The sequence below is a fragment of the Xanthobacter autotrophicus genome (assembly GCF_030015065.1).
Lineage (GTDB): Bacteria > Pseudomonadota > Alphaproteobacteria > Rhizobiales > Xanthobacteraceae > Xanthobacter > Xanthobacter autotrophicus_D.
This window is the reverse complement of sequence record NZ_JAIVFN010000193.1, coordinates 1-4,967: the sequence shown is the minus strand read 5'-3', so window position 1 is coordinate 4,967 and position 4,967 is coordinate 1. Positions and strand designations below refer to the sequence as shown.

The following is a 4,967-nucleotide window of genomic DNA, read 5'->3' as shown; positions in this document are numbered from 1 at the left end:
GCATGGATCGGCTTTTGCTTCTCCCGCCCCGGACGCCTTCACGGGTAGGAAATGCGACATGGCTCTCGACATCAACGGCGACTGGACCGACGCCGACCTCGCCACCCTCATCGGCTCGGTGGTGGATGACCGCGACTGGCGGCTGGAAGTGACGAAGGCGGGCATCGCCGCCCTCGCCGACAAGACCGCCAACCCCACCGGCGCGGACTATGACGAGGGCCTGCACTGCTATTTCGAGACCTGGATGGCGGGCACCGACTTCGTCGGCCCCTCGGCTGCCGGCGACAAGACCCTGGTGGGCAAGATCGCCAACGCCCTGCGCGCCAACTATCCGACCCTGAAGGGCGACAAGTTCATCTACGTGGATCTCTGATCCCAGGCCCGCGCGGCTCCCCTCGGAGACCCTGCCGCCGGTATCGGCCCCCACGCGGCGCGGCCGTGGCGACCTGCAATCATCGGTGGTGTCGATGGGCAGGAGGCCTGCGGCGGTCGCGGCCGGGCGGGGACGGGAGGGCGCCGCATGACGAGACGGCGAACGCGGGGCCGTGACGCCGTGGCCTGACAGTCTTGCCGCATGCGCGCGGGCACCACGCGCATGCGGGGCAGCTTCCTATGCGGCAGCGCGACGCCCTCATGTCCGCCCTTGCCGGCGTCGCCACCCGCGCCGGACTGCCAACAGCCCCTTGTCACGGACACGACATTCGAGGCCTGCGGCCCGAGGGCGGACGGGCCACGACCGCGGCGCGCCCCGGGGCGCAGGACGCTTCAAAGGATATGCCCCGGGACACGCCATGGTGGGAGACCTGGACGGTGAAGGCCTGCGGCCGCGCCTTCCTCGTCCCCCTGGACTTCCTGCCCGACGCCACGGGAACCACCATCACCCAGAGGCCGAGCGACATCGTGGAGCGGGGGAAGTAAGGGAGGCAATGAGGAAGAGGCTTTCGGCCTTCGCGGACGAGGCGGCGGAGCGCGCGTTTTAGGAAACGCACGACAGCGCGGACCATCTCGACCTCCCGGAGGCGGAGCAGGTGCCGCTTTCAAAGCTCAAGGCTGCGATCGGCTTCGCCTCCCTGGCCTTCCGACCGGGATAGTAATACACGTGGCGACACCCAACACACCACGGAACACCTCGTGGATCAACCGAAACGGATGGTACCCATCCGTTTCGAAAAGTTGACCCCCCAGATCAAAGAGTTGTGGTTCGACCGCGACAGATGAGTTCCATCTGTCGCGGTCGAACCACTAGCAAGATCGAGCCAGAACAAAACAATGCAAAACCATTGGGCATCATTAAACAGGATTCAACTAGGGCGGTACGCTGAATATCTATTCAAGATAAAAATGACGCTCTACGGTCTTGAAATATACTCATCAGATATAGATGATAGAGGCATAGATTTCATTGTAAGAAAATATCCGAATTCATATTGGGACATTCAAGTTAAATCGAGCAGGACCACAAATTATATTTTCATTGAAAAATCAAAATTTTACATTAAGGAAAATTTTATAGTCGCACTAGCATTATTCAATAATAACGAAAATCCTGATATTTTTCTGATCCCATCAACTGTATGGGCTACCCCTGATGGTATGTTCGTCGATAGAGACTATGAGGGGAAAATTAGTAAGCCTGAATACGGAATAAACTTATCAAAGAAAAATTACCATAAACTCGACCAGTTTCGATTTGAAAACATGGTTACACAAATTTTCAAATCACAAAAAATGATAGATGTCGATCTATAGAAAACGAGGAGGCGGCCCTTCCCTATCAGGAAACAGGCCGCCTCCTCCCCTTACCTCGAAAACTTCTTGTACTGGATCCGCTTCGGGATGACCGAGTCGATCCCCAGCCGGCGCTTCTTGTCTTCCTCATAATCCGCGAAGTTGCCCTCGAACCATTCCACGTGGCTGTCGCCCTCGAAGGCCAGCATGTGGGTGGCGATGCGGTCCAGGAAGAAGCGGTCATGGGAGATGATGACGGCGCAGCCGGCATAATCCTCCAGCGCCTCTTCCAGGGCGCGCAGGGTGTCCACGTCGAGGTCGTTGGTGGGCTCGTCCAGCAGCAGCACGTTGCCGCCGCGCTGCAGCACCTTGGCGAGATGCACGCGGTTGCGCTCGCCGCCCGAGAGCATGCCCACCTTCTTCTGCTGGTCGCCGCCCTTGAAGTTGAAGGCCGCGCAATAGGCGCGCGAGGGGATCTCCTTCTTGCCGACGTAGATCACCTCGTTGCCGTCGGAGATCTCCTCCCACACGGTCTTCTTGTCATCCAGCGCGTCGCGGCTCTGGTCCACATAGCCGAGCTTCACGCTGTCGCCGATGGAGATGGTGCCGCCGTCCGGCTTCTCCTGCCCGGTGATCATGCGGAACAGGGTGGTCTTGCCCGCGCCGTTCGGCCCGATGACGCCCACGATGCCGCCCGGCGGCAGCTTGAACGACAAATCGTCGATCAGCATCTTGTCGCCGAACGCCTTGTTGAGGTGGTCGAAGGCGATGACGTTCTGCCCCAGGCGCTCGGCCACGGGGATGACGATCTGCGTGGCGGACGGCTGCCGCTCGGAGGCGCGTTGCAGCAGGTCCTCATAGCGCTGGATGCGGGCCTTGTTCTTGGCCTGCCGGGCCTTGGGAGAAGCGCCGATCCACTCCTGCTCGCGGGCGAGGGCGCGCTGGCGGGCCTCGTCCTCGCGGCCCTCCTGCTGCAGGCGCTTCTGCTTCTGGCCGAGCCAGGAGGAATAATTGCCCTCGTAGGGAATGCCCCGGCCGCGATCCAGCTCCAGGATCCAGCCGGTGACGTTGTCGAGGAAGTAGCGATCGTGGGTCACGATCAGGATCGCGCCCGGATAGGTGCGCAGGTGGCCTTCCAGCCAGTTCACCGTCTCGGCGTCGAGATGGTTGGTGGGCTCGTCGAGCAGCAGCAGCTCGGGCTGCTCCAGCAGCAGGCGGCACAGGGCCACGCGGCGCCGCTCGCCGCCGGAGAGGCGGGTGACCTCCCAGTCGTCCGGCGGGCAGCCCAGCGCGTTCATGGCCTGCTCCACCTTCGAATCGAGATCCCACAGGCCCTGGGCCTCGATCTCGTCCTGCAGGCGGGTCATCTCGTCGGCGGTCTCGTCCGAGTAGTTCATGGCGAGCTCGTTGTAGCGCTCCATGATGGCCTTCTGCTTGGCCACGCCGTCCTCGACATTCTGGCGCACGGTCTTCTCGGGGTCGAGCTGGGGCTCCTGCGGCAGGTAGCCCACGCGCACGCCATCGGCCGGGCGGGCCTCGCCGGTGAAATCCTTGTCGATTCCGGCCATGATGCGCAGCAGGGTCGACTTGCCGGCGCCGTTGTTGCCGAGCACGCCGATCTTGGCATCCGGATAGAAGGAGAGGTGCACGTTGTCGAGCACCTTCTTCCCGCCGGGATAGGTCTTGGTCATGCCGTGCATGTGGTAGGCGTACTGATAGGGGGCCATGGGCCGCCGTCTCCTGAAGGGGATGCGTTGAGTTGGCGCCGTTCTAGCCCCGGCGCGGCGGCGCGGCAAGGGAATGGGCCCACGGGCGGGCGCCATGACGGCAACGCCCCCGCGGGACCCGGCGACAGGGAGGACGAGATGGGCGCGGATCATTCCCACGAGGACGGGCACGGCCGGGACAATCCCCCCGCTGTCGACTGGCGCGCGCACGGGGTGAAGGTGATCCCCGGCGACAGCCTGGATCCCAACACCGCCCAGACCCCCGGCATGAACCGCGCCGCCGCCATCAACCGGGCGCGGGCGGGGGCGCAGAAGATCTGGGCCGGCACGGTGCATATCCATCCGGACGCGAAGACCGGCGCCCACCACCATGGCGACCTGGAGAGCATCATCTACGTGGTGAAGGGCCGCGCGCGCATGCGCTGGGGCGAGCACCTGGAATATGTGGCCGAAGCCGGCCCCGGCGACTTCATCTTCGTGCCGCCCTACGTGCCGCACCAGGAGATCAACGCCTCCCCGGACGAGGTCCTGGAATGCGTGCTGGTGCGCTCCGGGCAGGACCCGGTGGTGGTCAATCTCGACATCGAGCCGGTGGAGAAGCCCGAAGCGGTGAAGTGGATCGACCCCATCCACCGCACGTGAGTTGTCATAACCATCTCGTATCACTTGCTTTTTCTGCGCTTGAGGCCGCCCCTTCGCGAAGCCTGTGGACAAGTTGGCGTGATGCCTGTTGCATTCTGCGCGGGGTTTTGGCATACGAACGCACCGCCGCGACGCACTGCGACGCCGGCAAATGGATGCGGGTGTAGCTCAGGGGTAGAGCACAACCTTGCCAAGGTTGGGGTCGAGGGTTCGAATCCCTTCGCCCGCTCCAGTTTTTCTTTTAATCTCAGTATGTTACGTCAGGCCGCCGCAAGGCGGCCTCGTCGTTTCAATTCCGGGTCGCCACCGGGTCGCCACGCGGATGAAACGGCTCTCGGGTTCATGCGTCGCCCCTCCTCGTTCCGTCGCCCTGCCGATATAGAGGTAGAGATAGAGCGCTGAGGGTAGTTCGCTTTCCACGGCCCGCTCTCGCGCTCTCACATAGCGCTGTAGAGAGCGGGCGGTGGGAAGGGAACGGCTTTCCTAGGTGAGCCGGAGCTATGTACCCTCCGACCCCTCTCTGACTTCGCGCAGAGCGCGGCTGAAAAGATGGCTGAAAATCCGATCGCGATCCTCAGCGTTCGTCATGATGATGTTTTGAAGGCTACTGTCTCGCTGGTACTGCTTGATGGTCTCTTCCAGCAGGCGACGCACAAAGGTTGGTCGTGACACATCGGGCGGATTGTTTCGCAAGACCGCCGCCATTTCATCATCCAATGCCTTCCGCTTGACCTGTTCAAGCCTAGGCAGTGTGGACGGATTTGATGAGGATGAAGCTCAAGGCGAGGGCGACGATGGCAGCGAAGCCGCATTCGGTCTTCTCGCAGCGCAGGGCGACGCGCTTGAACCGCTTCAGTTTTCCGAAGCACT

5 protein-coding genes and 1 tRNA gene are annotated in these 4,967 nt (G+C 62.3%); 5 read left to right on the top strand and 1 reads right to left on the bottom strand.

All coding sequences use genetic code 11. The annotated features are described in order from the left end of the window. Positions 1-58: 58 nt before the first annotated feature. The 3 genes from K9U40_RS21970 (at position 59) to K9U40_RS21960 (ending at position 1,749) form a co-directional block, all read left to right on the top strand. Positions 59-373 (top strand): hypothetical protein, encoded by a 315-nt coding sequence (locus K9U40_RS21970; RefSeq protein ID WP_282892242.1) that lies wholly within the window; start codon positions 59-61, stop codon positions 371-373. 401 nt (positions 374-774) lie between these two features. Continuing rightward, positions 775-918: a hypothetical protein gene (locus K9U40_RS21965; RefSeq protein ID WP_282892241.1), complete on the top strand. Its 144-nt coding sequence runs from the start codon at positions 775-777 to the stop codon at positions 916-918. 423 nt (positions 919-1,341) lie between these two features. Continuing rightward, the gene (locus K9U40_RS21960) at positions 1,342-1,749 is read left to right on the top strand and encodes a hypothetical protein (RefSeq protein WP_282892240.1); all 408 of its coding nucleotides are present in this window, start codon (positions 1,342-1,344) and stop codon (positions 1,747-1,749) included. Between the two features lie 50 nt (positions 1,750-1,799). Here the strand turns inward: K9U40_RS21960 and ettA are convergent, their stop codons facing one another. Next, positions 1,800-3,455 (bottom strand): energy-dependent translational throttle protein EttA, encoded by a 1,656-nt coding sequence (ettA, locus tag K9U40_RS21955; protein ID WP_282892239.1) that lies wholly within the window; start codon positions 3,453-3,455, stop codon positions 1,800-1,802. 138 nt (positions 3,456-3,593) lie between these two features. Here ettA and K9U40_RS21950 point away from each other — a divergent pair, with 138 nt between their 5' ends. Both K9U40_RS21950 and K9U40_RS21945 read left to right on the top strand, forming a co-directional pair. Beyond that, positions 3,594-4,097: a cupin domain-containing protein gene (locus K9U40_RS21950; RefSeq protein ID WP_282892238.1), complete on the top strand. Its 504-nt coding sequence runs from the start codon at positions 3,594-3,596 to the stop codon at positions 4,095-4,097. Positions 4,098-4,254: 157 nt separating this feature from the next. Next, positions 4,255-4,329 (top strand) — tRNA-Gly (locus tag K9U40_RS21945). Positions 4,330-4,967 lie beyond the last annotated feature (638 nt).

Excerpts from the sequence above, each read along its gene's own strand:
- K9U40_RS21970 (WP_282892242.1), top strand. The coding sequence starts at position 59 with ATGGCTCTCGACATCAACGGCGACTGGACCGACGCCGACCTCGCCACC.
- K9U40_RS21965 (WP_282892241.1), top strand. The coding sequence starts at position 775 with ATGCCCCGGGACACGCCATGGTGGGAGACCTGGACGGTGAAGGCCTGC.
- K9U40_RS21960 (WP_282892240.1), top strand. The coding sequence starts at position 1,342 with ATGACGCTCTACGGTCTTGAAATATACTCATCAGATATAGATGATAGA.
- ettA (WP_282892239.1), bottom strand. The coding sequence starts at position 3,455 with ATGGCCCCCTATCAGTACGCCTACCACATGCACGGCATGACCAAGACC.
- K9U40_RS21950 (WP_282892238.1), top strand. The coding sequence starts at position 3,594 with ATGGGCGCGGATCATTCCCACGAGGACGGGCACGGCCGGGACAATCCC.